The sequence below is a fragment of the Labilibaculum euxinicum genome (assembly GCF_963678175.1).
Classification (GTDB): Bacteria; Bacteroidota; Bacteroidia; order Bacteroidales; family Marinifilaceae; genus Labilibaculum; species Labilibaculum euxinus.
This window is the reverse complement of the sequence record NZ_OY782756.1, coordinates 5076145-5099345: the sequence shown is the minus strand read 5'-3', so window position 1 is coordinate 5099345 and position 23201 is coordinate 5076145. Positions and strand designations below refer to the sequence as shown.

The window sequence follows — 23201 nt, the reverse complement described above, 5'->3', positions numbered from 1 at the left end:
GATTCTTAAAGAATATGGCAAAGAGAGATTTAAAATTCACCAGAAATATTGGTATCATGGCGCACATCGACGCCGGTAAAACAACGACTACTGAGCGTATTTTGTATTATACCGGAGTTTCTCACAAAATTGGTGAGGTGCATGATGGTGCAGCTACAATGGACTGGATGGAGCAAGAGCAAGAGAGAGGTATTACAATTACTTCTGCTGCAACTACCTGTTTTTGGAATTACGACAGCGAAAAGTATCAGGTAAATATTATTGATACTCCAGGTCACGTTGATTTTACCGTTGAGGTAGAACGATCATTGCGTGTGTTGGATGGAGCTGTTGCATGTTTTTGTGCAGTTGGTGGTGTTGAGGCACAATCAGAAACAGTTTGGAGACAAGCTGATAAATATAAAGTACCACGTATGGGTTTTGTAAATAAAATGGACCGTTCAGGTGCTGATTTTTACAAGGCTGTTCGTGAAGTAAGAGAGAAATTAGGAGCGAATCCAATTCCTGTTCAAATTCCTATCGGAACTGAAGAAAGCTTTAAAGGTGTGGTTGATTTGATCACAATGAAAGCTGTTATCTGGTATGATGACGAGAACGGAACTAATTATACATTAGAGGATATTCCTGATTACTTAGTTGAAGAAGCTAATGAGTGGAGAGAAACACTTGTAGAGGCTGTTGCAGTGCATGATGAAGATATGATGGAGCGTTTCTTTGAGGATCCTGATTCTATTACTGAGCAGGAGCTTTTAAATGTGATTCGTAAAGCTACTATCGCTATGGACATTGTTCCAATGTTATGTGGTTCGGCATTTAAAAATAAAGGTGTTCAGCGTTTGTTGGATGCTGTTATTACATTCTTGCCATCTCCTTTAGATGTTGATGCTATTGTTGGTAAAGTTCCGGGAACAGATGAAGTGGTTTCAAGACAACCTTCTGTTGACGAGCCTTTGGCTGCTTTGGCATTTAAAATTGCTACCGACCCATTTGTAGGTCGTTTGGCTTTTACTCGTTTGTATTCTGGATCTATTGATGCTGGTTCTTACGTTTATAATGTTAGAACAGGTAACAAAGAACGTATTTCGCGTTTATATCAAATGCACTCAAACAAGCAAAATGCGATTGATCGCGTAGAAGCTGGTGATATTTGTGCATGTGTTGGGTTTAAAGATATTAGAACTGGTGATACATTGTGTCAAAAAGAAACTTCAATCGAGCTTGAATCGATGGATTTTCCAGAGCCGGTAATTGGTATTGCTGTTGAGCCTTTAACTCAGAAAGATCTTGATAAGATGGGTATGGCATTGGCTAAACTAGCTGAAGAAGATCCAACTTTCCATGTGAAAACTGACGAAGAATCAGGACAAACTGTTATTTCTGGTATGGGTGAACTTCACTTAGATATCATTGTTGACCGTTTAAAGCGTGAATTCAAAGTAGAGTGTAATCAGGGGGCGCCTCAGGTTGCATACAAAGAAGCTATTACCGGAACTGTTAATCACCGTCAGGTATTTAAGAAACAGTCTGGGGGTCGTGGTAAATTTGCTGATATTATTTTCAACTTGTCTCCAGTGGATGCTGATTTTGAAGGAGAAGGATTACAGTTTGTAGACAAGGTTAAAGGTGGTAATATCCCTAAGGAATTTATTCCATCTGTACAAAAAGGTTTCAAAGAAGCAATGAAAAATGGTGTGTTGGCAGGTTATACTGTTGATTCATTAAAAGTTGAATTGCTTGACGGATCTTTCCATCCAGTGGATTCTGATCAGCTTTCGTTCGAATTGGCAGCTAAGCAAGGATACAGAGAAGCTTGTGGTAAAGCGAAACCGGTACTTCTTGAGCCAATCATGAAAATTGAAGTTATCACACCAGAAGAATATATGGGTGATATCATTGGTGACTTGAATAAGCGTAGAGGTCAGATTGAAGGAATGGAGTCTAAGCATGGAGCACGTGTTGTTAATGCTACAGTACCATTGTCAGAGCAATTTGGATACGTTACTGTATTGAGAACCTTATCCTCTGGTCGAGCAAATTCTTCTATGGAATTTGATCATTTTGCTGAGGTGCCAAAAGGTATTGCAAAAGAAGTGGTTGAGAAAGCCAAGGGTAAAGTTGAATTACTATAGTTTTATCGTATAATATTAAATAATATGAGCCAAAAAATTAGAATTAAACTGAAATCTTACGATCACAACTTGGTTGATAACTCAGCTGAGAAAATCGTTAAGACAGTTAAGGCTACAGGTGCAGTAGTAAGTGGTCCTATTCCACTTCCAACTCACAAAAGAATTTTTACCGTTCTTCGTTCAACTTTCGTGAACAAGAAATCAAGAGAGCAGTTTCAACTTTCTTCATTCAAACGTCTGATTGATATTTACAGTTCTACTGCAAGTACAATTGATGCTCTAATGAAACTAGAGTTGCCTAGTGGAGTTGAAGTAGAGATTAAAGTTTGATAAACTGTTAGATTTATTTTTTAAAAAATAAAGAAAAATGCCAGGATTAATTGGAAAAAAAATCGGAATGACTTCCGTTTACAGTGCCGAGGGAAAAAATATTCCATGCACTGTCATTGAGGCAGGTCCATGTGTTGTAACCCAGATCAAAACTATTGAAACTGATGGTTACGAAGCACTTCAGTTGGCTTTCGACGAAAAGAAAGAAAAGCGAACAACGAAGGCGCTAGATGGGCACTTTAAAAAGGCAAATACAACCCCTAAGAAAAAACTTGTTGAATTCGGCGATTTCGAAGCTGAGTACAAGTTAGGAGATGTTATTACAATTGATATTATTGAGGAGGCTACTTTCGTAGATATCACAGGTATATCAAAAGGTAAAGGTTTTCAAGGGGTAGTGAAACGTCATGGTTTTGGCGGAGTAGGAGGACAGACACACGGTCAGCATAACCGTTTGCGTGCTCCAGGTTCTATTGGTGCTGCATCTTACCCAGCTCGCGTATTTAAAGGCATGAGAATGGCCGGACGTATGGGTGGGGACACTGTGAAGGTGGAAAACCTTCAGGTTCTTAAGGTTATTCCTGAGAACAACTTATTATTAGTTAAAGGATCTCTTCCAGGGTCTAAAGGTTCATACGTAATTATTGAAAAGTAATGGAATTAACTATTTTAAATAAATCTGGAGAAGATACAGGCAGAAAAATTGAGTTGAACGACTCGGTTTTTGCAATTGAACCAAACGAACACGCTATTTACCTAGATGTTAAGCAATATTTAGCTAACCAACGTCAGGGAACTCACAAATCGAAAGAAAGAGCTGAGATCTCAGGTAGTACTAAGAAAATAAAAAAACAAAAAGGTACGGGTACAGCTCGTGCGGGTAGCATTAAATCGCCTGTGTTCAGAGGGGGAGGACGAGTATTCGGTCCACGTCCAAGAAACTATAGTTTCAAATTGAATAAGAAATTAAAGCAATTAGCTCGTCGTTCAGCTTTAAGTTTAAAAGCTCAAAATGATGGTTTGTTAATTATCGAAGATTTCAATTTTGAAGCTGTTAAGACGAAAAGTTTTGTTGAACTTCAAAAAAACCTGAAAGTATCTGATAAAAAAGTACTTTTGGTGTTAGCCGAAGACAATAAAAACATATATTTGTCTTCTCGTAATTTGAAGAATGTTGAAGTTGTACGTGTTTCTGATCTTGCAACTTACGATATTATGAAAGCTTCAGCTTTGTTATTTGTAGAGAGCTCCGTAAAAGGGCTCGATGAAATGTTTAAACTAAATTAAGTTTAAAAGATGGAAATTTTAATCAAACCGATCGTTACTGAGAAGATGACAGCCCAAAGCGAAAAATTAAATTGCTTTGGATTTGTCGTGGATCGCAGAGCGAAGAAGATCGAAATTAAAAAAGCAATTGAATCAATGTACAATGTTAAGGTAGCGGCAGTTAATACCATGAATTATCAAGGTAAGAAGAAGAGCCGTTTTACTAAAGCTGGTGCAATTGAAGGAAGAACTGCTTCTTTTAAGAAAGCGATCGTGACTTTAGTTGATGGGGATAAAATAGATTTTTATAGCAATATTTAATTAGAAAATGGCTGTACGTAAATTAAGACCTGTAACTCCTGGTCAAAGGCATAAGATTCTTAATACCTTTGAGCAGGTTACTACAGACAAACCTGAAAAATCATTGTTAAGACCAATGAAAAAAACCGGTGGTAGAAATAACTCCGGTAAGATGACAATGAGATATATAGGTGGTGGTCACAAAAGAAGATATCGAGTTATTGATTTCAAAAGAGACAAAGATGGTGTTCCTGCCAAAGTGGTTTCGATTGAGTACGATCCAAACCGTACTGCACGCATAGCTTTGCTAGTGTATGCAGATGGTGAGAAACGTTACATCGTCGCACCAAATGGATTGGAAGTTGGTCAGTCTTTGCTTTCTGGAAATAAAATAGCTCCTGAAATCGGAAATTCAATGCCATTATCTGATATCCCATTAGGTACAATAATTCATAATATTGAATTAAGACCCTCTCAAGGAGCAGTGATGGCTCGTAGCGCTGGTGCATATGCTCAACTCGTAGCACGAGATGGTAAGTATGCATCTATCAAATTGCCTTCTAGTGAAGTTAGAATGATTCTTGTAACCTGTAAGGCTACTATCGGAACTGTTTCTAATACTGACCATGCGTTAGAAAGAAGTGGTAAAGCCGGACGTACTCGTTGGTTGGGAAGAAGACCTAGAGTTCGTGGTGTGGTAATGAATCCAGTAGATCACCCAATGGGTGGTGGTGAAGGTAAATCTTCAGGTGGACATCCACGTTCTAGAACAGGTGTTTTGGCAAAAGGTTTCAAAACCAGAGCTAAAAAGAATGCTTCTAATAAGTATATTGTTGAAAGAAGGAAAAAATAATTTGATAATTAGATTGTTATGAGTCGTTCATTAAAAAAAGGACCTTTTATCGATTTCAAGCTGGAAAGACGAGTGTTGGGACAAAACGAATCAGGGAAAAAAACAGTTGTTAAAACCTGGTCAAGACGTTCAATGATCTCTCCGGATTTCGTAGGTCATACGATCGCCGTGCACAACGGAAACAAATTCATTCCTGTTTATGTTACTGAAAACATGGTAGGACATAAATTAGGTGAATTTGCACCAACTCGTACTTTTAGAGGACATGCTGACAAGAAAAAACGATAAGCATGTCATTGGTTTTAATTAACATTTTGAATTTGTAAAAATGGGTGCAAGAAAAAGAATAAAAGCAAACCAAATAAAGGAGGAAAACAAGAGCAAAGCATTTGCTAGCTTGAGAAATGTTCCTACTTCACCTCGCAAAATGAGACTGGTTACCGATATGGTAAGAGGTATGGAGGTGAACCGAGCTTTAGATGTACTTCGTTTCAGTCCGAAGGAGGCATCAAATCGCGTAGAAAAACTATTGCTTTCAGCTATTGCCAATTGGCAGGCTAAGAATGAAGGGCAAAGAATTGAGGAAAGCGCATTATACGTTAAAGAGATTAGCGTAGATTCAGCGAGAATCCTTAAACGTTTAAGACCTGCCCCTCAGGGAAGAGCACATAGAATAAAGAAGAGATCAAATCATGTAACTATATTGTTGGGCAGCAAAACAGCTGAAGCCGATAGTACTAAACAATAGTTAGAATGGGACAAAAAGTAAATCCAATCGGAAATAGACTAGGAATCATCAGAGGATGGGATTCTAACTGGTTTGGCGGAAAAAACTACGGCGATAAGCTTGTTGAAGATACCAAAATTAGAAAATACCTAAATGCTCGTTTAGCAAAAGCAAGTATTTCTAAAATCATCATCGAAAGAACTCTAAAGTTGATCACTATTACTGTTAACACTGCACGTCCGGGTATTATTATCGGAAAAGGTGGTCAGGAAGTTGATAAGCTGAAAGAAGAGTTGAAGAAGATTACTGACAAAGAGGTACAAATTAACATCTTTGAAATTAAGCGTCCGGAAATGGATGCCGTAATCGTTGCTAATAATATTGCTCGTCAAATTGAAGGTCGTATCGCCTATCGTCGTGCAATTAAGATGGCTATTGCTTCTACTATGAGAATGGGTGCAGAGGGAATAAAAATACAGATTTCTGGTCGTTTGAACGGTGCTGAAATGGCTCGTTCTGAAATGTACAAAGAAGGACGTACCCCGCTACACACCTTAAGAGCTGATATCGATTATTGTTTAGCCGAAGCTTTAACAACTTACGGTTTACTAGGTATCAAAGTTTGGATCTGTAAAGGTGAAGTTTACGGTAAGCGTGACTTAACCCCTAACGCAGGAATGCGTGACGGAAGAGCTCCAAAAGGAAAAGGTGGTTTTAATAGAAGAAAAAAGAAGTAGTCTTTAAATTTTAAAGAATTAGTACGATGTTACAACCAAAAAGGACAAAATTTAGGAGACAACAAAAGGGACGAATCAAAGGCAATGCCGGTCGCGGTACTGAATTAGCATTCGGATCTTTTGGGATCAAATCACTTGAAACTAAGTGGATCACTGGTCGTCAAATTGAAGCTGCTCGTGTGGCAGTAACCCGATATATGCAAAGACAAGGTCAAATTTGGATTAGAATTTTTCCAGATAAACCAATCACTAAGAAACCTGCTGAGGTTCGTATGGGTAAAGGTAAAGGTTCACCAGAAGGATTCGTTGCTCCTGTATCGCCAGGAAGAATGTTATTCGAATGTGAAGGGGTACCTTTCGAAGTTGCTAAAGAAGCATTACGTTTAGCAGCTCAAAAATTACCTGTAACTACCAAATTTGTCGTAAGACGTGATTATGTTGAAAATTCAAATGATTAATCATGAAGAATTCAGAAATTAAAGAGTTAACAACACCGGAAATAGTAGAAAAGGTAGATCTTGAAAGATCTACATTAACTCGATTCAAGCTAAATCACGCTATTTCACCTTTGGAAAATCCTTTGCAAATAAAGGTAACCCGACGTAACATTGCTCGACTTGTAACGGAGTTGCGTCACAGGCAATTAACTGATAAGTAAAAAGTGATGGAAAGAAATCTTAGAAAAGAACGTATCGGGGTTGTGGTAAGCAATAAAATGGAGAAATCCATAACTATTGTTGTGCATACCAAAGAGAAGCACCCAATTTACGGAAAGTTTGTGAATAAGTCGAAGAAATTCACTGCTCATGACGAAGAAAACACCTGTAATGAAGGTGACACCGTAAAAATCATGGAAACCCGACCTATTAGTAAGAATAAGAGTTGGAGATTAGTTGAAATTATTGAAAGAGCTAAGTAAACATGATACAAACAGAAAGTAGACTAATAGTTGCTGATAACAGCGGAGCCAAAGAAGTTCTTTGTATCCGTGTGTTGGGCGGTACTAAAAAGCGTTATGCTTCGATTGGGGACAAAATTGTTGTTACCGTAAAGAATGCTATAGCCGGTTCCGATATGAAAAAAGGAACAGTTACAAAAGCGGTTGTTGTTCGCACCAAAAAAGAGATTAGAAGACCAGACGGATCCTATATTCGCTTCGATGATAACGCATGTGTATTATTGAATACAACTGGTGAAATGAGAGGAACCCGTATTTTTGGACCTGTTGCAAGAGAATTACGCGATACTGATATGAAGATCGTTTCTCTGGCACCAGAAGTTTTATAATCTTTGAAAACCTAGAACAATGCGAAAAAAATTACATATTAAAAAAGGTGATACCGTTATTGTAAACTCAGGGGAATCTAAAGGTATGGAAGGTAAAGTATTAGAAGTATTAGTAGATAAACAACGAGCAATTGTTGAAGGTGCTAATATGATTTCTAAACATACTAAGCCTAATGCTGAAAATCCTCAGGGCGGTATTGTTAAAAAGGAGGCAGGAATTCACATTTCTAATTTGAATGTGAAAGATGCTTCAACCGGAAAGGCTACCCGTGTTGGTAGACGTTTGGGTGATGACAATAAATTAGTTAGATATTCTAAAAAGTCAGGGGAGGAGATTAAGTAATGAGCTATATACCTACTCTTAAAAAACAATATACAGAAGAAGTAATTCCTTCTTTAATGAAGGAATTTAATTACAAATCTGTAATGCAAGCACCTAAATTAACGAAAATAGTAATTAATCAGGGTGTTGGTTCGGCTATTGCTGATAAGAAGATTTTGGAATTTTCGGTAAACGAAATGACTTCTATCACTGGTCAGAAGGCAGTTCAAACTCTTTCTTCGAAAGATATTTCGAACTTTAAGCTTCGTAAAGGGATGCCGGTTGGTACAACTGTAACTTTACGTCGTGAGCGTATGTACGAATTTCTTGAGAAATTAGTGCGTGTTGCTTTGCCTCGTATCCGTGACTTTAAAGGTATTAACGGTAAACTTGATGGTAGAGGAAACTATACCTTAGGTATCGAAGAGCAAATTATTTTCCCAGAAATTGTTTTGGATGAAGTAAACAAAATAATGGGTATGAATATTACCTTCGTTACAACTGCTAAAACTGATGAGGAAGCTTTTGCTTTATTAAAGGAGTTTGGCTTACCATTTAAAAACCTAAAAAAATAAGACGATGGCTAAAGAATCAATGAAAGCTCGCGAAGTTAAGCGTCAAAAGCTTGTTGAAAAATACGCAGCAAAAAGAGCTCAACTTAAGGAGGAAGGCGATTACATCGGACTTAGTCGTTTGCCAAAAAATTCTTCTCCTGTAAGATTGCATAACAGATGTAAACTTACTGGTCGTCCTAAAGGATACATGAGACAATTCGGAATTAGTCGTATCACTTTTCGTGAAATGGCTTCTTCTGGATTAATTCCAGGTATTAAGAAGGCAAGTTGGTAAGCAGATTAGTTTGTAAAAACAATTTTGTTAAATATTGTCCCGAGCAATCGGGATCAATTTAATTTTTTTAAAATGACAGATCCAATAGCAGATTTTCTTACACGTCTAAGAAACGGGATTATGGCCAATCACAAAGTGGTTGACGTTCCTGCATCTAACGTGAAAAAAGAAATGACAAAAATTCTTAAGGATAAAGGTTATATCCTTAATTACAAGTTTGTTGATGACGGAGTTCAAGGCACTATTAAAATTGCTTTGAAATACAATCCTGAGACAAAAATTTCCGCGATCAAAAATCTTAAAAGGGTGAGTAAGCCTGGTTTGAGAAAATATTGTGGAGCGGCTGAATTACCACGTGTACTAAACGGTTTGGGAATTGCAATTCTCTCTACTTCGCAAGGAGTAATGACAGACAAGGAAGCTCGTCAGAAAAACGTTGGTGGCGAAATATTGTGTTACGTTTATTAATAAAGGAGGATAGAAATGTCACGAATTGGAAAATTACCTATCAATTTGCCTGCAGGAGTAAGCGTAACGGTGAATAAAGATAATTCAGTAACGGTTAAAGGGCCTAAAGGTGAATTAACACAACAAATTGATGTTGACATCAAGGTATCTGTTGAAGAAAATACAGTAGTATTGGAACGTCCATCAGAGCAAAAAAGACACAAAGCCATGCATGGCTTGTATCGCTCGTTGATGAACAACATGGTATTTGGTGTAGCTGAAGGTTATAAATTACAGCAAGAACTTGTTGGTGTGGGATTCCGTGCTACTTCAAAAGGTCAACTTTTGGAATTAGCTTTGGGTTATTCCCATCTTATTCACATGGAAATTGCTCCAGAGGTTCAAGTAACTGCAGTAACTGAAAAGCGTGCAAACCCGATCATTACATTAGAGAGTTGTGATAAGCAGCTTATTGGTCAGGTAGCGGCTAAAATCAGATCATTCAGAAAACCAGAGCCATACAAAGGTAAAGGTGTTAAATTTGTTGGTGAACAGCTAAGAAGAAAAGCTGGTAAATCTGCGGGTAAATAATTTCTTAAAACAGTAAATTATGGCTTTAACTAAGCAAGATAGAAGACTTAGAATTAAAAGAAGAATTCGTAAGTCAATTGCTGGAACTGCTGAAAGACCTAGAATGTCAGTTTTTCGCTCTAACAAGCAGATTTCAGTACAAATTATTGATGATTTATCAGGACAAACTATAGTTGCAACTTCCTCTTTGATTAAAGAAATCGCTGAGAAAACTACAACTAAGCTTGAACAAGCTGAGCTAGTAGGTAAAGCAATTGCAGAAAAAGCAGTTGCAGCCGGTATTACTAGTGTTGTATTCGATAGAAATGGTTATCTATACCATGGTAGAATTAAATCTTTAGCGGACGCTGCTCGTAATAGTGGCCTTAAATTTTAATAATTATGGCAGATAATAAAAACATTAAAACTAGCGATGCAGATCTTAAAGATAGGCTTGTTGCTATTAATCGTGTTACAAAAGTAACAAAGGGGGGTAGAACCTTCAGCTTTTCTGCAATTGTTGTTGTAGGAAATGAAAATGGATTAGTAGGTTGGGGACTTGGTAAAGCAAACGAAGTAACCACCGCTATTTCAAAAGGTGTTGATGCAGCTAAGAAAAATTTAATCAAAGTGCCGGTTTACAAAGGAACTATTCCTCACGAACAACTTTCACGATTTGGCGGAGCAGAGGTTTTCATTAAGCCTGCTTCTCATGGTACCGGAGTAAAAGCTGGTGGTGCTATGCGTGCTGTATTGGAGAGTGTTGGTGTAACCGATGTACTTGCTAAATCAAAAGGCTCATCAAACCCACATAACCTTGTAAAAGCGACAATTGGTGCATTGGCTGAATTAAGAGATGCTCATACCGTTGCTGAACACAGAGGTGTATCATTAGATAAAGTGTTTAACGGTTAACAAATAAGGAAATGGCTAAGATTAAAATTACTCAGGTAAAGAGCAAAATTGGAAGCACTGATCGCCAAAAGAAAACCTTGGAAGCATTGGGATTAAACAAGATCAATGCAACTGTTGAACATGAAGCTACACCTCAGATTAAAGGTATGGTGGCTAAAGTACAACACCTTGTTTCCGTTGTAGAATAATTATTGTTAATATTTAGTATTAAATAGATATGGACTTAAGTAACTTAAAACCCGCAGAAGGATCAACCAAGACTTCAAAAAGAATTGGTCGCGGACAAGGATCTGGAAGAGGAGGAACTTCAACCAGAGGACATAAGGGTGCGAAGTCAAGATCTGGATACTCTAAAAAAGTTGGTTTCGAAGGTGGTCAAATGCCTTTACAACGAAGAGTTCCTAAGTTTGGATTTAAAAACGTTAATAGAAAAGAATACAAAGCTATTAATGTTGAAGTTTTACAGGCCTTAGCAGAAAAGAATAACATTACTACAATCGACCAGGAAGTTTTGATGGCAGCAGGTATGGTGTCAAAGAACGACAATGTTAAGATTTTAGGACATGGAACTATTACTGCGAAGCTGGAAGTAAAAGCTCACGCATTCTCAAAATCGGCTATTGCCGCGATTGAAGCAGTCGAAGGAACAGTTGTTAAATTGTAAGTTTAGATATGAAAGGTTTAATAGAAACATTGAAGAACATCTGGAAGATTGAGGATTTAAGATCTAGAATCTTAACTACTCTCGGTCTTGTGTTAGTGTATCGTTTAGGTACCATGGTAGTTTTGCCAGGGGTAGACCCTGCACAGTTAGGCGCGTTAAAAACGCAAACTCAAGACGGAGTTTTGGGATTATTAGATATGTTTTCAGGAGGAGCATTTTCGAATGCATCAATCTTCGCTTTAGGAATCATGCCTTATATCTCGGCCTCTATTGTAATTCAGTTAATGGGAATTGCGGTTCCTTATTTTCAGAAATTACAGAAAGAGGGAGAAAGCGGTACTCGTAAAATCAACCAGATTACAAGGTATCTAACAGTTATAATTCTTGTACTTCAAGCACCAGGATATCTATTAAACTTACATTCACAATTGCCTGAAACAGCCTTTATTCTTAAAGGTACATTATTTACGGTATCTTCTGTGATGATTCTTGCAGCAGGATCGATGTTCATTATGTGGTTAGGAGAAAAGATTACCGATAAAGGAATTGGTAACGGTATTTCTATCATTATTATGATCGGTATTATTGCAAGATTACCATTCTCATTCTTTGCAGAATTGCTTTCAAAAATTGAAGGTCAAGGAGGAGGTTTAATTCTATTGGTTTTAGAGATCGTAGTTTTATTCCTTGTTTTTGCAGCAACAATTTTGTTAGTTCAGGGAACAAGAAAGATACCTGTGCAGTATGCAAAACGAATCGTAGGAAACAAACAATATGGTGGGGTTCGCCAGTACATTCCTTTAAAAGTGAATGCTGCTGGTGTAATGCCAATCATTTTTGCTCAGGCAATTATGTTTTTACCAATGGCGTTTGTTAACTATGCAAGTTCTGATGCGTTAACTGGAGTAGCTGCAGCTTTATCCAATTTTACTGGATTCTATTACAATGCTTTATTCTTTGTAATGATTGTATTATTTACTTATTTCTATACTGCAATTACAGTAAATCCAACGCAAATGGCTGAGGATATGAAAAAGAACGGTGGATTTATTCCGGGAATTAAGCCTGGTAAGAAAACAATCGATTTTTTAGATACTGTAATGTCTAGAATAACTTTGCCGGGATCTATATTTTTAGGTTTGGTTGCAATTTTGCCTGCATTCGCAATGATTGCCGGAGTAAATAATCAATTTGCACATTTTTATGGCGGTACTTCTTTATTGATTTTAGTAGGAGTTGTATTGGATACGTTACAGCAAATCGAGAGTCATCTTTTGATGCGTCACTATGATGGATTAATGAAGTCTGGTAGAATAAAAGGTAAATCTCCGGGAGGAGCTGCTGCTTATTAAAATATTTTTGCTTTCTTTGCAATGATTTTTCACAAAACAGAGGAAGAGATAGAGCGGCTTGAAATGAGCAACTTACTGGTGGCGAAAACTTTAGGTGTAATATCGAAAGAAATAGCTCCTGGAATATCAACTTTGAGATTGGATAAAATCGCAGAGGAGTACATAAGAGACAATGGCGGTAAACCAGGGTTTCTTGGTTACGATGGATTCCCGAATACCTTATGTGTTTCTATAAACAGTCAGGTTGTTCATGGAATTCCATCTAGCTATGAGCTGAAAGAGGGAGATGTTGTTTCCTGTGATTGTGGTGTTTTGTTGAATGGTTTTTATGGCGATTCGGCTTATACATTTACTGTAGGGGCAGTAACTCCTGATGTTCAGCAACTGTTGAAGGTTACCAAAGAGGCTCTTTACAAAGGAGTAGAGCAGGCCATTGAAGGTAATCATTTAGGCGACATAGGTTTTGCTATTCAAAAGCATGCAGAACAGAATTCAGTTTCTGTAGTTCGAGAAATGGTAGGACACGGAATTGGGAAAAATCTTCATGAAGATCCACAAGTTCCGAATTATGGAAAAAAAGGACGTGGATTGAAATTGAGAGAAGGACTGGTCGTGGCAATTGAACCGATGTTTAATCTTGGGAAAAGAGATATTTACCAGGATAGTGATGGATGGGCAATTGTTACTGCTGACGGAAAACCTTCAGCACATTTTGAACATACTGTGGTAGTTCGAAAGGGAAAAGCTCAGATCTTATCCAGTTTTGAATTTATTGAAGATATAAACTAATAAAATTTAATGAGCTTATGGCTAAACAGCCTTCAATAGAACAAGATGGTACAATTACCGAAGCATTATCTAATGCGATGTTTCGTGTAGAACTTGAAAACGGGCATGTGATAACAGCTCACATTTCCGGTAAGATGAGAATGCACTACATTAAGATCTTGCCTGGTGATAAGGTAAAGGTAGAAATGTCACCTTATGATCTTACTAAAGGGCGCATTACTTTTAGATATAAAAATTAAATACAATAATAATGAAGGTAAGAGCATCTGTAAAGAAACGTTCTGATGATTGTAAGATCGTTAGAAGAAAAGGACGTTTGTATGTGATTAATAAAAAGAATCCTAAGTTCAAGCAACGTCAAGGATAATTTAGTAAACTTTGTAATAGATAAATATTTTAATTTATGGCTAGAATTGTTGGAGTTGATTTGCCTCAAAATAAAAGAGGGATAATTAGCTTGACTTATATCTACGGTATCGGTAGAAGTGCTGCTCGTCAGATTTTGGATGAAGCAGAAGTTTCTTACGATAAGCAAGTAAAAGATTGGACTGATGATGAGTCTAATCGTATTCGTCAAGCGATTAATGCTAATTTAAAAGTTGAGGGTGAATTACGTTCTTTAAATCAACTGAATATTAAGCGTTTGATGGATATTGGTTGTTATCGTGGTATTCGTCACCGTATTGGATTACCAGTACGTGGTCAAAGAACCAAAAACAACTCACGTACTAGAAAAGGTAAGAGAAAAACAGTTGCAAACAAAAAGAAAGCGACTAAATAATCGTTAAGTTATGGCAAAAAAGTCAGTATCAGTTAAAAAGAGGGTAGTAAAAATTGAACCTGTAGGACAGGCGCATATCCATTCATCTTTTAACAATATTATCATTTCCTTAACCAATAGCACAGGACAGGTTATTTCTTGGTCTTCAGCTGGTAAAATGGGTTTTAGAGGTTCTAAAAAGAACACTCCTTATGCTGCCCAGCAAGCTGCAACAGACTGTGGAAAAGTTGCTCATGATCTTGGATTAAGAAAAGTGAAAGTATATGTAAAAGGTCCTGGAAATGGTCGTGAATCGGCTATTCGTGCGATCAATTCATGTGGAATCGACATTGCGGAAATCGTAGATGTTACTCCATTACCACACAACGGATGTCGTCCTCCTAAGAGACGTAGAGTTTAATAAAAAATGCTGTTTAAGATTTTGAATTAGTTTTATTGATATCCTCTCTAAAAAACGCGGCACTTTTATAATTCAAAACTTATGGCAAAGTTTCTATTGTTAGAAAAATTTAAATTTAAGAAGTAATGGCTAGATATATTGGACCAAAGAGTAGAATTGCTCGTAAATTTGGTGAAGCAATTTTTGGACCTGATAAGGCATTTGAAAACAAAAACTACCCTCCGGGGCAGCACGGTAACAGCCGTAGAAGAAAGAAAATGTCTGAATATGGTGTTCAGCTAAAGGAAAAACAAAAAGCAAAATACACTTACGGTGTATTGGAGAAACAATTCTCAAACTTATTTGAAAAGGCCGCGCGTAGTAAAGGTATTACTGGTGAAGTTTTATTGCAACTTTTAGAATGTCGTTTAGACAATGTAGTTTTCAGATTAGGTGTAGCTCCAACAAGATCAGCTGCTCGTCAGTTGGTTAGCCATAAACACGTAACTGTAAACGGACAAGTTTGTAACATTCCTTCATTTTCAGTAAAAGCTGGGGATATCATTGGAATTCGTGAAAAATCGAAATCTTTAGAAGTTATTACCGATTCTTTATCTACTGCTAGATATAACCAATCATCTTGGTTGGAATGGGATCAAACCTCTCTTAGTGGTAAGTTCCTTAATACACCAGAAAGAACGGAAATTCCTGAAAACATCAAGGAACAGTTAATCGTTGAATTGTATTCTAAGTAATAAATAGTTAATCAGTAATTTATGGCAATTTTAGCTTTCCAGAAACCGGACAAAGTTATCATGCTCGACGCAGACAATAAATTCGGTAAATTCGAATTTCGTCCATTAGAGCCTGGATATGGTATAACAATTGGTAATGCCTTAAGAAGAATATTACTTTCTTCATTAGAGGGATTTGCGATTACGACTATCAAAATACAGGGTGTTGATCATGAATTTTCTACAATACCAGGAGTAATCGAAGATGTTACTGAGATGATCCTGAACCTGAAGCAAGTTCGGTTTAAACAAAAAGTTGAAGAGGTTGACAGCGAGTTGGTTACTGTGACTATCTCGGATCAGGATACTTTTACAGCTGGCGATATTAACAAGTTTCTAACAGGTTTCGAAGTGTTGAATCCAGAGCTTGTAATTTGCAAAATGGACAGCTCTGCCAAATTGCAAATGGATTTAGCTATTAACAAAGGTCGTGGATATGTACCTTCTGTTGAAAACAAACCTGTTGATGTAGAGTTTGGAGTGATTCCGATCGATTCAATTTTTACACCAATCAAGAATGTTAAATATGCTGTTGAAAACTATCGTGTAGAGCAAAAAACTGACTATGAAAAATTGGTTTTTGATATTACTACTGATGGTTCAATTCACCCAAAAGAAGCTTTAAAAGAAGCAGCAAAAATTCTTATTTATCACTTCATGTTGTTCTCAGATGAAAAGATTACTCTTGATTCTGACGAGAAGTTTGCAAACGAGGAGTTTGATGAAGAGGTTTTGCATATGCGTCAGCTATTGAAGACAAAACTGGTAGATATGGATCTTTCAGTGCGTGCTTTGAATTGCTTGAAAGCTGCTGATGTGGATACTTTGGGTGATTTAGTACAGTTCAACAGGAATGACCTTCTGAAATTTAGAAACTTTGGTAAGAAATCCTTAACCGAGCTGGATGATCTATTGGTATCCTTGAATCTTACTTTCGGTATGGATATTTCTAAGTATAAATTAGATAAGGAATAAGGGAAAATGAGACATAGAAAGAAATTTAATCATTTAGGAAGAAAAACAGCACATAGAAAAGCGATGCTTTCAAATATGGCTTCTTCTTTGATTTTGCATAAAAGAATCTCGACTACTACTGCTAAGGCGAAAGCTTTGAAAATGTATGTTGAGCCTCTAATTTCAAAAAGTAAAGTTGATTCTACTCACTCAAGACGTATTGTTTTTGGTTATTTAAAGCAAAAAGAAGCAGTTACTGAGTTGTTTAGAGAAGTTTCACCAAAAATTACTAACCGTAACGGTGGTTATACCAGAATTTTAAAAACTGGTAATCGTTTAGGTGATAATGCAGAGATGTGTATTGTAGAATTGGTTGATTTCAATGAAACTTACTTGACTGAAAAGAAAGCTGTAGCTAAAAAATCGACACGTAGAAAACGTGGTGGTTCTAAAGCTTCAGGACAAGTAGCAACTGAAGTATCAGAAGTAAAAGCTGAAGCGGTTAAGACCGAAAAAGCACCTGAAGCTCCGGAAACTGCGACAGAAGAAATTAAAAAGGAAGAAGAATAAGCTTCCTTTCTAAGATAAAAAAGGGGGTAAAGTTAAATCTTTATCCCTTTTTTAGTACCCTATAGAAATTGCATACGATTGCATTTAATCGTATAAATAAATCAGTAAAACTTTTAATATCCGAAAGTTATGTCAGAAATTGTAAACATTCATGGTCGTGAAATTCTTGATTCACGAGGAAATCCTACTATCGAAGTTGAAGTAACTCTTGCTAGTGGTTTTATGGGTCGTGCCGGTGTTCCTTCAGGAGCTTCTACTGGTGAAAACGAAGCTTTAGAACTACGTGATGGCGATAAGTCTCGTTACTTAGGTAAAGGTGTCTTAAAGGCAATTGATAACGTGAATAGCGTTATTGCAAAAGCATTAGTTGGTATGGACGCTACTGACCAGGTTGCTGTTGATAAAGCAATGATTGCTCTTGATGGTACCAAAACTAAATCTAAATTAGGTGCGAATGCTATGTTAGGTGTTTCTTTGGCTACTGCTAAAGCCGCTGCATTGTATTCAGGTATGCCATTGTATCGCTACATTGGTGGTACTAATGCAAATGTACTTCCTGTTCCTATGATGAACATTATCAATGGTGGTTCTCACTCTGATGCTACTATCGCATTTCAGGAGTTTATGATCCGTCCTATTGGTGCTCCATCTTTCCGCGAAGCTTTAAGAATGGGTGCTGAAGTATTTCACGCACTTGCAAAAGTACTTAAAGGTAAAGGTCTTTCTACTGCTGTTGGTGACGAAGGAGGTTTCGCTCCAATGTTAGGTGGAACTGAAGAAGCTATTGAGTGTATTCTTACCGCGATTAAAAACGCTGGTTACAAAGCCGGACGTAAAGAAGATGGCGGTGATGTTTCAATTGCTATGGACTGTGCTGCTTCTGAGTTCTTCAAAGATGGTGTGTATGACTATAGTATTTTTGAACCAAACGGAGCTAAAAGAAATTCTAACGAGCAAGCTGCTTACCTGGCTGAATTGATTTCTAAGTATCCTATCGATTCTATCGAAGATGGTATGGACGAAGGAGACTGGGATGGATGGGTTGCTTTAAATGCTCTTATTGGTGATAAGTGTCAGATTGTAGGTGACGATTTATTCGTAACTAATGTTGAGTACTTAGCTAAAGGTATCGAGCTTAAAGCAGCTAACTCAATCTTGATTAAAGTAAACCAAATTGGAACTTTAACTGAGACTTTAAATGCTATCGAAATGGCGCATCGTGCTGGTTACACTTCAGTAACTTCTCACCGTTCCGGAGAAACTGAAGATGCTACTATTGCTGATATTGCTGTAGCTACTAATGCTGGACAGATCAAAACAGGTTCTTTGAGCCGTTCTGACCGTATGGCTAAGTACAATCAATTACTTCGTATTGAAGAAGAATTAGGTGAAAATGCAATTTTTGGTTGCTAAGCTTAATTAGAATATATATTAAAAAAAGGGGTCTGTAAAGATCCCTTTTTTATGTCTGGTTTTATTCCAAAACAACTTTTTTTTTTAAATATATTCCAGCATTAAACCATATAGAGTTTTGCACTGGAAAGGTTTAGAAAGATAAGCATCCATTCCTACCTCAATTGATATTTCCTTATCATCGGAATAAAAATTTGCTGTAAATGCAATAATCGGAATAGAAAATTCACGTTCTTCTTCAATTTTACGCATGCGTAATGAGGCTTCTATGCCTCCCATTATTGGCATTTGCAAATCCATTAAAACAATATCGTATTGTTCTTTTTCGAAAAGTTCTACTGCTTGCTTTCCATTTTCGGCGATATCAACCTTAGCAACTTTTTGTTTTAGATAAACCTCAATCGTTTTTCTATTGCTGGGTTGGTCTTCAACCAATAGAATTTTTGCTTCATTTATGGGAATGTTCCTTTTGTTGGGATGTGTTTTTACAACAATAGCAGAATCAAGTGTTTCCTCCCAATATATTTTCTTCTTGGTTTCAATACCTATCTGTTCAAGTAATTCAGAAAGCTTTTTATTTGCTGTTTTCTCCATAGTAACCAAAGTATTTTATACTTAAAAATAGCGATTTTTAACTATAATAAAAAAACAAATGTTCAGTTTTGATTTAAAAAATGAGAATTGTCTGATTATCAATCTATAAATTAAGAATTCTAAAGAAAATGGAATTGATAAATTTTCAAAGCAATTTTCCTATTTTTGCGTTTAAGATTTGAATGAAATAAATAAAAGCGAAATAATGGCTGACGATAAAAAAATTATTTTTTCGATGGATAGGGTCAGTAAGACCTTTTCATCACAAAAAAAAGTACTGAATAACATAAACCTTTCTTTTTTCTATGGTGCAAAGATTGGAATTATCGGTCTTAATGGTTCCGGTAAATCTACTCTTTTGAAGATTATTGCCGGCCTGGAAAGTTCATTTGAAGGACATGTTGTTTGGTCGAAAGAGCATAATATTGGCTATCTGGCACAGGAACCAACATTGGATGACAGTAAAACTGTACGAGAAATTGTAGAGGAAGGTGTTCAGGAAATTGTTGATGCTTTAAATGCATACGAAGCCGTTAATCTAAAATTCGGTGATCCGGAAGTTCTTGAAGATGCGGATAAGATGCAGGCCGTAATGGATGAACAAGCAAATCTTCAGGAGAAGATTGATCATTTTGATGCATGGAATTTAGATACAAAGTTGGAACGGGCTATGGATGCACTGCGTTGTCCGGAGGGAGATGCGTTAATTAAAAATTGTTCGGGAGGAGAAAGAAGACGTGTTGCTCTTTGCAGATTATTACTTCAGGAACCGGATATTTTGCTTTTGGATGAACCTACCAACCATTTGGATGCAGAATCGGTGGAGTGGCTGGAACAACATTTGGCGCAATATAAGGGAACTGTAATCAGTATTACTCACGATAGATATTTCCTTGATAATGTAGCAGGTTGGATTCTCGAGTTGGATAGAGGAGAAGGAATTCCCTGGAAGGGTAATTACAGCGCTTGGTTGGATCAGAAGACCAAACGTATGGCAATGGAAGAGAAAACCGCCAGTAAGCGACGTAAAACCCTTGAAAGAGAGTTGGAGTGGGTGCGTATGGCTCCTAAAGCACGTCAGGCAAAAAGTAAGGCTCGTTTGAGTGCTTACGACAGTATGATGAATGAGGATTTGAAAGAGAAGGAAGAAAAGCTGGAAATCTTTATTCCTAACGGTCCGCGTTTGGGAAGTAAGGTAATTCAGGTTCAGTCTGTTTCAAAGGCATTCGGAAATAAGTTGTTATTTGATGATTTGGAATTTGAATTACCACCGGCAGGAATCGTTGGGGTTATTGGACCCAATGGAGCAGGTAAAACGACGCTTTTCAGGATGATTATGGATCTTGAGAAACCGGATAAAGGAACTTTTGAGGTAGGAGAGACCGTAAAAGTAGGATATGTTGATCAGCAGCATGCTGATATCGATCCGGAAAAATCTGTTTATGAGGTGATCTCCGGTGGAGGTGATTTGATTAATGTTGGAGGACGAACAGTAAATGCACGGGCTTATGTTGGCCGTTTTAATTTTAATGGTGCCGATCAGGAAAAGAAATGCGGTGTACTATCTGGGGGAGAGCGTAACCGCTTACATTTGGCTCTGACTTTAAAAGAAGAGGCTAATGTTTTACTTTTGGATGAACCAACCAATGATATTGATGTAAATACACTTCGGGCTTTGGAAGAAGGTTTGGAAAACTTTGCCGGCTGCGCAGTGGTGATTTCACATGACCGATGGTTTTTGGATCGTATTGCAACACATATTTTAGCATTTGAAGGCAATTCCCATGTTCAGTTTTTTGAAGGTGGATATTCCGATTACGAAATCAATAGGAAAAAGCGAATGGGCGATGAAGGTCCTAAGCGGATAAGATATAAAAAACTAATTGCAGACTAGTGACTAAAAAGGGAAGAAGCCGGATTGGTTTTCTTCCCTTTGTTTTTGTAACTTGATGGAACAAAATAATTTATCACTTAATTCGATTTCCATGAATCAATTTGCAACCCCAACCGATGAGAAAAATTGGGCAATGTTCTGCCATTTAGCATCATTTTCCGGAGTTATAATTCCTTTTGGTAATGTAATAGGGCCACTCATTTTATGGTCGATGAAAAAGGATTATTCAGAACTGGTTGATCAAGAGGGAAAAAAATCAATTAATTTTCAGATATCGATGTGTATATACATTTTTGCGTCCGCAATATTGGTTTTTGTAGGAATTGGAATTTTATTGCTGATTGGACTTGCTTTGCTAAATTTGATTTTTGTTGTTATTGCGATTGTAAAAACTTTAAATGGGGAAGATTACCAATATCCTCTGAGTATTAAATTTCTAAATTGAAAGAATGAAATCTTTTTCTGGTTATAAGACAATCTACTATGTTGGGATTGTCTTTATTGTTTTGGGAGGTATCCGCTTACTAAATCATTTGTCCTACGGCGAAATTTTATTTACAATTGGAGTACTGTTGTATTCAGGCGTTCAGATTAGGTTTTTGTTTTATAAAAGCATTGCGGATTGGTGGACTTTTGATTATTTGAAATTATCGGTAAATTTTTTATTTCTGATCTCAATATTTCTTCTTTTTGTGATTGATTTTAAACTGTGGTATTATCCATTTGTTTTAGGGCTTCTAATCGATTTTTTTGCTAATATACTTCGCCGGATAAAAAGGACATAGTTAAAATAGTTGTTCTGTTTTGCATGTTAAATACAGATCGCATTAGAATGTTGTGGTATCTGTCAAATAATTTGATAATTTTGTAGCTCTAATAAAATAACCAAAATAAAGACTTAAAAATGGCTCAAAAACCGTCTATTCCTAAAGGGACGAGAGATTTCTCTCCTGTTGAAATGGTAAAGAGAAACTATATTTTTGATACCATAAAAGAGGTGTTTCAGTTATATGGTTTTATGCCGATAGAAACACCATCAATGGAAAATCTGTCTACTCTAATGGGAAAATATGGAGAAGAGGGAGACAAACTATTGTTTAAAGTGCTGAATTCGGGCGATTTTCTATCAAAAATAAATGAAGATCAAATTCGAGAGAAGAATTCGGTAAAATTAACCACAAAAATTAGTGAAAAAGGACTTCGTTATGATCTGACAGTGCCTTTTGCACGTTACGTTGTACAGCATCGTAACGAAATTGATTTCCCTTTTAAGCGTTATCAGATTCAACCGGTTTGGAGAGCAGACAGACCTCAGAAAGGGCGCTACCGTGAATTTTTTCAATGTGATGTTGATGTGATTGGCAGCAATTCTCTTTTAAATGAAGTTGAATTAATTCAGATTGTTGATCAGGTTTACAAAAGACTTCAGTTGAATGTAGTTGTAAAGTTGAATAACCGAAAAATTTTGGCAGGAATTGCTGAGATTATTGGAGAGGCTGAAAAAATTGTTGATATTACTGTTGCAATCGACAAGTTGGATAAAATTGGTTTGGAGAATGTGAATAAGGAATTGGCTGACAAGGGAATTTCTCAGGAAGCTATTGATACATTGCAGCCAATTATATTATTGTCGGGTTCCAATTCCGATAAACTGGCCAAATTAAAAGAGCTTCTTTCTTCATCAGAAATAGGGATGAAAGGCATTGAAGAGTTGGAAACAGTTTTTACTTATTTATCGCAGCTTGATGTGCAAATAGAAGTTGAATTGGATTTAACCTTGGCCAGAGGATTAAATTACTACACCGGAGCCATTTTCGAAGTGAAATCGAAAGACATGGAGTTTGGCAGCATCACCGGTGGCGGACGATATGATGATTTAACCGGAATTTTTGGATTGAAGGATGTTTCGGGAGTTGGTATTTCGTTTGGTGCCGATCGTATTTACGATGTATTGGAACAAATGGATAAATTTCCGTCCAATACGGGTATAACAACCAAAGTATTGTTTATCAATTTTGGCGAAAAAGAAGAGTCGTTTTGTTTGCCAATCCTGGCTAAGTTAAGAGCAAACGGAATTAACGCTGAGATTTATCCTGATTCTTCGAAAATGAAAAAACAAATGACTTATGCCAACAATAAAAATATTCCTTTTGTGATTTTGGTAGGAGAATCGGAAGTTGAGGAAGGTGTTGTTAGTTTAAAGAATATGGAAAGTGGAGATCAGGAAAAATTAACTCCGGATCAGTTGATCGAAAGATTAGTTTCGATTTAATAAATTATTCAAA

The 23201-nt window shown here is 36.8% G+C and carries 37 protein-coding genes; 36 read left to right on the top strand and 1 reads right to left on the bottom strand.

Features of this window, described 5'->3' with window-relative positions; translation table 11 throughout:
• The first annotated feature begins 14 nt into the window (after positions 1–14).
• From fusA to eno, 32 genes are all read left to right on the top strand, one after another.
• Complete coding sequence (gene fusA / locus ACY0M5_RS20275; RefSeq protein ID WP_156194463.1) at positions 15–2129, top strand: elongation factor G; 2115 nt, start codon at positions 15–17, stop codon at positions 2127–2129.
• A 24-nt stretch (positions 2130–2153) separates the two neighbouring features.
• Positions 2154–2459, top strand: coding sequence for a 30S ribosomal protein S10 (gene rpsJ, locus ACY0M5_RS20270; RefSeq protein WP_096428449.1), 306 nt, complete (start codon positions 2154–2156; stop codon positions 2457–2459).
• Between the two features lie 37 nt (positions 2460–2496).
• Positions 2497–3114 (top strand): 50S ribosomal protein L3, encoded by a 618-nt coding sequence (gene rplC / locus ACY0M5_RS20265; protein ID WP_124992440.1) that lies wholly within the window; start codon positions 2497–2499, stop codon positions 3112–3114.
• Positions 3114–3746, top strand: coding sequence for a 50S ribosomal protein L4 (gene rplD, locus ACY0M5_RS20260; protein ID WP_101308156.1), 633 nt, complete (start codon positions 3114–3116; stop codon positions 3744–3746). Before rplC ends, rplD begins: the two co-directional genes overlap by 1 nt.
• Positions 3747–3755: 9 nt before the next feature.
• On the top strand, positions 3756–4046 hold the full coding sequence (gene rplW, locus ACY0M5_RS20255) for a 50S ribosomal protein L23 (RefSeq protein WP_101308157.1): 291 nt from the start codon (positions 3756–3758) through the stop codon (positions 4044–4046).
• A gap of 7 nt (positions 4047–4053) precedes the next feature.
• On the top strand, positions 4054–4878 hold the full coding sequence (gene rplB / locus ACY0M5_RS20250) for a 50S ribosomal protein L2 (protein WP_101308158.1): 825 nt from the start codon (positions 4054–4056) through the stop codon (positions 4876–4878).
• 18 nt (positions 4879–4896) lie between these two features.
• Positions 4897–5166 (top strand): 30S ribosomal protein S19, encoded by a 270-nt coding sequence (gene rpsS, locus ACY0M5_RS20245; protein WP_101308159.1) that lies wholly within the window; start codon positions 4897–4899, stop codon positions 5164–5166.
• A gap of 40 nt (positions 5167–5206) precedes the next feature.
• Entirely contained in the window at positions 5207–5626 is a 420-nt protein-coding gene (rplV, locus tag ACY0M5_RS20240) for a 50S ribosomal protein L22 (protein WP_101259646.1), read from the top strand.
• A 5-nt stretch (positions 5627–5631) separates the two neighbouring features.
• On the top strand, positions 5632–6342 hold the full coding sequence (gene rpsC, locus ACY0M5_RS20235) for a 30S ribosomal protein S3 (RefSeq protein ID WP_101308160.1): 711 nt from the start codon (positions 5632–5634) through the stop codon (positions 6340–6342).
• 26 nt (positions 6343–6368) lie between these two features.
• Entirely contained in the window at positions 6369–6800 is a 432-nt protein-coding gene (gene rplP / locus ACY0M5_RS20230; RefSeq protein WP_101308161.1) for a 50S ribosomal protein L16, read from the top strand.
• Between the two features lie 2 nt (positions 6801–6802).
• The gene (gene rpmC, locus ACY0M5_RS20225) at positions 6803–7000 is read left to right on the top strand and encodes a 50S ribosomal protein L29 (protein ID WP_101308162.1); all 198 of its coding nucleotides are present in this window, start codon (positions 6803–6805) and stop codon (positions 6998–7000) included.
• 6 nt (positions 7001–7006) lie between these two features.
• Positions 7007–7261, top strand: coding sequence for a 30S ribosomal protein S17 (gene rpsQ, locus ACY0M5_RS20220; protein WP_101259642.1), 255 nt, complete (start codon positions 7007–7009; stop codon positions 7259–7261).
• A gap of 2 nt (positions 7262–7263) precedes the next feature.
• On the top strand, positions 7264–7629 hold the full coding sequence (gene rplN, locus ACY0M5_RS20215) for a 50S ribosomal protein L14 (RefSeq protein WP_101308163.1): 366 nt from the start codon (positions 7264–7266) through the stop codon (positions 7627–7629).
• Positions 7630–7648: 19 nt separating this feature from the next.
• Positions 7649–7972 (top strand): 50S ribosomal protein L24, encoded by a 324-nt coding sequence (gene rplX / locus ACY0M5_RS20210; protein ID WP_101259640.1) that lies wholly within the window; start codon positions 7649–7651, stop codon positions 7970–7972.
• Complete coding sequence (rplE, locus tag ACY0M5_RS20205) at positions 7972–8526, top strand: 50S ribosomal protein L5 (RefSeq protein WP_124992439.1); 555 nt, start codon at positions 7972–7974, stop codon at positions 8524–8526. Before rplX ends, rplE begins: the two co-directional genes overlap by 1 nt.
• Before the next feature lie 4 nt (positions 8527–8530).
• Positions 8531–8800: a 30S ribosomal protein S14 gene (rpsN, locus tag ACY0M5_RS20200; RefSeq protein WP_101308166.1), complete on the top strand. Its 270-nt coding sequence runs from the start codon at positions 8531–8533 to the stop codon at positions 8798–8800.
• A 72-nt stretch (positions 8801–8872) separates the two neighbouring features.
• Complete coding sequence (gene rpsH / locus ACY0M5_RS20195) at positions 8873–9268, top strand: 30S ribosomal protein S8 (protein WP_101308167.1); 396 nt, start codon at positions 8873–8875, stop codon at positions 9266–9268.
• Positions 9269–9283: 15 nt separating this feature from the next.
• The gene (gene rplF, locus ACY0M5_RS20190) at positions 9284–9838 is read left to right on the top strand and encodes a 50S ribosomal protein L6 (protein ID WP_124992438.1); all 555 of its coding nucleotides are present in this window, start codon (positions 9284–9286) and stop codon (positions 9836–9838) included.
• Between the two features lie 19 nt (positions 9839–9857).
• A complete protein-coding gene (gene rplR / locus ACY0M5_RS20185; protein ID WP_101308169.1) occupies positions 9858–10214 on the top strand; it encodes a 50S ribosomal protein L18 in 357 nt (118 codons plus the stop codon).
• Between the two features lie 5 nt (positions 10215–10219).
• Positions 10220–10732 (top strand): 30S ribosomal protein S5, encoded by a 513-nt coding sequence (gene rpsE / locus ACY0M5_RS20180; protein WP_101259634.1) that lies wholly within the window; start codon positions 10220–10222, stop codon positions 10730–10732.
• An 11-nt stretch (positions 10733–10743) separates the two neighbouring features.
• Positions 10744–10920, top strand: coding sequence for a 50S ribosomal protein L30 (gene rpmD, locus ACY0M5_RS20175; RefSeq protein WP_096428430.1), 177 nt, complete (start codon positions 10744–10746; stop codon positions 10918–10920).
• Between the two features lie 29 nt (positions 10921–10949).
• A complete protein-coding gene (rplO, locus tag ACY0M5_RS20170; RefSeq protein ID WP_101308170.1) occupies positions 10950–11396 on the top strand; it encodes a 50S ribosomal protein L15 in 447 nt (148 codons plus the stop codon).
• 8 nt (positions 11397–11404) lie between these two features.
• On the top strand, positions 11405–12748 hold the full coding sequence (gene secY / locus ACY0M5_RS20165; protein ID WP_101308171.1) for a preprotein translocase subunit SecY: 1344 nt from the start codon (positions 11405–11407) through the stop codon (positions 12746–12748).
• 21 nt (positions 12749–12769) lie between these two features.
• Positions 12770–13537 (top strand): type I methionyl aminopeptidase, encoded by a 768-nt coding sequence (map, locus tag ACY0M5_RS20160; RefSeq protein ID WP_461630385.1) that lies wholly within the window; start codon positions 12770–12772, stop codon positions 13535–13537.
• A gap of 17 nt (positions 13538–13554) precedes the next feature.
• A complete protein-coding gene (gene infA, locus ACY0M5_RS20155) occupies positions 13555–13776 on the top strand; it encodes a translation initiation factor IF-1 (RefSeq protein ID WP_054714084.1) in 222 nt (73 codons plus the stop codon).
• An 11-nt stretch (positions 13777–13787) separates the two neighbouring features.
• A complete protein-coding gene (gene ykgO / locus ACY0M5_RS20150) occupies positions 13788–13904 on the top strand; it encodes a type B 50S ribosomal protein L36 (RefSeq protein WP_101259629.1) in 117 nt (38 codons plus the stop codon).
• A gap of 36 nt (positions 13905–13940) precedes the next feature.
• The gene (rpsM, locus tag ACY0M5_RS20145) at positions 13941–14318 is read left to right on the top strand and encodes a 30S ribosomal protein S13 (protein ID WP_101308173.1); all 378 of its coding nucleotides are present in this window, start codon (positions 13941–13943) and stop codon (positions 14316–14318) included.
• A 10-nt stretch (positions 14319–14328) separates the two neighbouring features.
• Positions 14329–14718, top strand: a complete 390-nt coding sequence (gene rpsK, locus ACY0M5_RS20140) for a 30S ribosomal protein S11 (protein ID WP_096428425.1) — start codon at positions 14329–14331, stop codon at positions 14716–14718.
• Between the two features lie 125 nt (positions 14719–14843).
• A complete protein-coding gene (gene rpsD, locus ACY0M5_RS20135; RefSeq protein WP_101308174.1) occupies positions 14844–15452 on the top strand; it encodes a 30S ribosomal protein S4 in 609 nt (202 codons plus the stop codon).
• 21 nt (positions 15453–15473) lie between these two features.
• A complete protein-coding gene (locus tag ACY0M5_RS20130) occupies positions 15474–16466 on the top strand; it encodes a DNA-directed RNA polymerase subunit alpha (protein ID WP_101308175.1) in 993 nt (330 codons plus the stop codon).
• 6 nt (positions 16467–16472) lie between these two features.
• Positions 16473–17015: a 50S ribosomal protein L17 gene (gene rplQ, locus ACY0M5_RS20125; protein ID WP_124992435.1), complete on the top strand. Its 543-nt coding sequence runs from the start codon at positions 16473–16475 to the stop codon at positions 17013–17015.
• A gap of 129 nt (positions 17016–17144) precedes the next feature.
• A complete protein-coding gene (eno, locus tag ACY0M5_RS20120) occupies positions 17145–18428 on the top strand; it encodes a phosphopyruvate hydratase (RefSeq protein ID WP_461630384.1) in 1284 nt (427 codons plus the stop codon).
• 84 nt (positions 18429–18512) lie between these two features.
• On the opposite strand, the gene ACY0M5_RS20115 is transcribed toward eno, so the two are convergent.
• A complete protein-coding gene (locus ACY0M5_RS20115) occupies positions 18513–19022 on the bottom strand; it encodes a response regulator (RefSeq protein ID WP_124992433.1) in 510 nt (169 codons plus the stop codon).
• Between the two features lie 205 nt (positions 19023–19227).
• Here ACY0M5_RS20115 and ettA point away from each other — a divergent pair, with 205 nt between their 5' ends.
• The 4 genes from ettA to hisS all read left to right on the top strand — a co-directional run bounded on the left by ettA (position 19228) and on the right by hisS (position 23188).
• On the top strand, positions 19228–20916 hold the full coding sequence (ettA, locus tag ACY0M5_RS20110) for an energy-dependent translational throttle protein EttA (protein WP_320019892.1): 1689 nt from the start codon (positions 19228–19230) through the stop codon (positions 20914–20916).
• A gap of 91 nt (positions 20917–21007) precedes the next feature.
• Positions 21008–21361 carry a DUF4870 domain-containing protein gene (locus ACY0M5_RS20105; protein WP_461630383.1) on the top strand — a complete coding sequence of 118 codons (354 nt, stop codon included), beginning with the start codon at positions 21008–21010 and terminating at the stop codon, positions 21359–21361.
• A 4-nt stretch (positions 21362–21365) separates the two neighbouring features.
• Complete coding sequence (locus tag ACY0M5_RS20100) at positions 21366–21701, top strand: hypothetical protein (RefSeq protein WP_461630382.1); 336 nt, start codon at positions 21366–21368, stop codon at positions 21699–21701.
• A 119-nt stretch (positions 21702–21820) separates the two neighbouring features.
• A complete protein-coding gene (gene hisS / locus ACY0M5_RS20095; protein ID WP_461630381.1) occupies positions 21821–23188 on the top strand; it encodes a histidine--tRNA ligase in 1368 nt (455 codons plus the stop codon).
• The last annotated feature ends 13 nt before the right edge of the window (positions 23189–23201 follow it).